General features: G+C 51.5%; 3 protein-coding genes. All 3 read right to left on the bottom strand.

What is annotated here, in order from left to right; genetic code table 11:
* Positions 1–292 precede the first annotated feature (292 nt).
* A complete protein-coding gene (locus tag M3200_RS03150; RefSeq protein ID WP_022382086.1) occupies positions 293–742 on the bottom strand; it encodes a universal stress protein in 450 nt (149 codons plus the stop codon).
* 126 nt (positions 743–868) lie between these two features.
* Positions 869–1,942 (bottom strand): MBL fold metallo-hydrolase, encoded by a 1,074-nt coding sequence (locus tag M3200_RS03145; RefSeq protein ID WP_022382085.1) that lies wholly within the window; start codon positions 1,940–1,942, stop codon positions 869–871.
* 184 nt (positions 1,943–2,126) lie between these two features.
* On the bottom strand, positions 2,127–2,606 hold the full coding sequence (locus M3200_RS03140) for a hypothetical protein (RefSeq protein ID WP_022382084.1): 480 nt from the start codon (positions 2,604–2,606) through the stop codon (positions 2,127–2,129).
* Between the last annotated feature and the right edge of the window lie 302 nt (positions 2,607–2,908).

Genomic DNA, 2,908 nt, shown 5'->3' with positions numbered 1-2,908 from the left:
CTTCCCTCCGTTGGGGGCAGCTTGCGATGTGAAAAGAAAGAGCTCAAATCAAATTTGTCTTGAACTTATATAGGTTCCCCTTCCCCGTCTGGGAAGATCAACACCACTTCCTTGCTTCGCAAACGGAAAACAATCAAAACAGGAAAGCTGTCCCCGTTAGGGGAAAGTGGCGCGCATGCGCCGAAAGGGGTTCGTTCCGCCCTTCTCGAGCGAAGCGAGGTTGTCCGGTTTTAAATGCTCCCCCCATCCCCTCATTAAAAAAGGATGCACGCTTTCGCGTACATCCTTTTGCTTATTTCACAATAAGTACGGGGCATTTGGAGCGGCTGACCATGTAGCTGGATACCGATCCCATGAAGATGCCTTTCAGCGGTCCGAGGCCGCGGCTTCCCATGACGACGAGATCGATGCCGTTGTCTTCGGCCATGTTCAGGAGAACAGGTCCCGGGGACCCGACTTCATAGAGTTCTTCGACCGGGATATCCTTCGGAATCATGGACTTGGCTTCCGCAATATCCTTCTGACACTGGCTTTCTCTGTCTTCCAGGAGCTTTGTCGTGAGGCAGCCTTCTGCGATGGATACCTGATCAAAATTGCTCATGGCAGAAACCATATTGCAAACCGAAGCGATGTATATTTTCGTACCATCACCGGCGGCCGCGAGGTCCGATGCTTGCTGCACGGCTTTCTTCGCATGGTCGGAGCCGTCATACGGCACCAGGATTTTCTTGTACTTTAACATAAAATCTCCGCCTTTCTCTTCAGAAATGGATGCGGAATGCCCTTGGGCTTTCCTCTTTCGATTTATTATACCATGAATCGGATTTCATCGTTAATAGAGTTTTTAAACAGTTTCTTAGAAAAAGGCTCAAAAAATGAATGTGTCCGCGTCCGCTTCTTCTTTCGGATTGTGGAAAGGCACGACGATGGAGAAATAGTTGCTTCCCTTGAAATCCTGCATTTCCCTTCTCGTCAGGTGGTTCGGCCAGAGAGTGAATTTCGCGCGGCCTTCAGAGAGGTACTCGCCTGCCCTTCCGTAGCCGTGGACGGAACCCGTGAGAAGGATGCCCATATCCGGATTCTCATCAGCCAGATGCCTGCTGTAGGACTTGGCCAGCTGCGCATCAGTCAGAAGGTAAATGCCCCCTTCTTCCACATGCTCCTCATCCCATGCCTTGAAAACGGAATACGGCATATCCAGGACAGCATCCCTTGCGAAATATTTCCTGTGTGCGAGGTTCAGCCATTCATCGTAAAGCTTTGGAGACATGTAGACCGGATGCGCATCACCCAGCCTCTGGTGGATGAGGACAGCAATCGAAAGCCCCCTGCCATAATGCGGCACCGGCAGCAGCAGAGGATGATTGTCCTTCACCATTTCCTCTACCGTCTTCATCACTTCTTCGCGCATTTCACTTCCGCGGTCCTCGCGGCTGTACGCAGCATCGACCACAGCCAGATCCGCCTTCATCCCGCGGACCTCATCACAGCGGTAAAAAGGATCCCCCTCGCGGTAATCTCCCGAGAAGAAAAGCTTCTTCCCCTCGATCTCGATCAGGAACCACACCGCGCCCGCGCAGTGCCCCGTCCTGCCCCAGATCACACGGAAATCCGTCGAAAGCTCCAGCTCTGGAGCCGTCGAATCCAGAATCATCGTATTCAAAGGCTTGTGATGGATCTGACGGTACGTCTGATTCGACATCAGCACCTGTCCCGTGAATCCATTTTCCTCCAGGAAATGAATCGCACCCGTATGATCCCTGTGAGAATGCGTCACGAAAAGATAATCCGCGCTGCGGATCTGCTCCAGCGTCAAATCCGGCACCCGGTCCATGCCATCCGTAGAAGTTCCCGCGTCCATCAGGAAAGCATGCCGCTCCCCCTGGACATAGAAGCAGTTCCGGCCCTGATCGCCGACACCGCCAGCAATATAAAAGCGCATATGTTCCTCCGGCTCTGAAACGGCCCGTCCCAACAGAGCCAGGGAAGGACCGGCGGACATCTCCGCCTGAAAAAGCAAAAAGAGACTGCATGGAAGAGCAGCCTCTTTGCTAAATTTCTGTTAACTTGTCCTTATATTATAGCCTTTTTGTCCATTCTTGTAAATCAGGAGCAAGGGCAGGAAATTACAAATTGCTTCCGCGGGTCAGGCGGTACAGGCTCATATAAATCTCCTCAGCCTCATCAGCCGGATCCTCCTGCTTGCCCATGTACGTCGAAGGATTGCCATCCGAGTCATAGACATTTTCCAGCTTGTTCAGGATACGGTAACGGATCGTAGAAGGTCCAAACTGATCAGCCCCGACAGCCGTATCATACTGCAGAATCTTGTCCACCATCTGGTAATTGCCATAATCCGGATAAGACAAAGGATCCTTATATACCTCAGCATAAAGCTTGCCGCGGATAATCGGCAGATCCCCGGCAGAAACCGGATCCCTCTCCACCGTATCCATATCCGCATACACTCTTTCATCATCACTGACATACACCACAGCAAACCGTCCCGGATCATCCAGAAGCTTCTGTGAATTGACAGGCTTAGCCGCCATAGCCACACAAGGAATCGCCAAAGCCAGCATAGCCGCAGCCAGAATCTTTTTCATAAAATACCTCCTTGATGAATACACGTATATAGAACTATTATAACTGCTTTGGAAAAATGGTGCAAAAGGAGATAGGGAAATGGGAAATGAGGAAAACCGGACAACCGAGCTGGCGCTCGGGGAAATGCAACTCATCCGCCCGACATCAGAATTTAAGGTCGGGCACCTTCCCTTCCAGGGCAAGGTCAAGAGCGAAACCATAAAACCTCGCTTCGCTCGAAGGAAATGCAGCTTCAGGGCCGTAGGCCGGTTTTAACCTTGCTCCGGGAGGAGAAGTCCTGCTACCAAAAAGCAAGTGCCAA

It is taken from the genome of Dialister sp. CAG:357 (assembly GCF_000435155.1).
In the GTDB taxonomy this organism is placed as follows: Bacteria; Bacillota; Negativicutes; order Veillonellales; family Dialisteraceae; genus Dialister; species Dialister hominis.
Note: the sequence above shows the minus strand (reverse complement) of the source record. Positions and strands in the feature narration are given on the sequence as shown.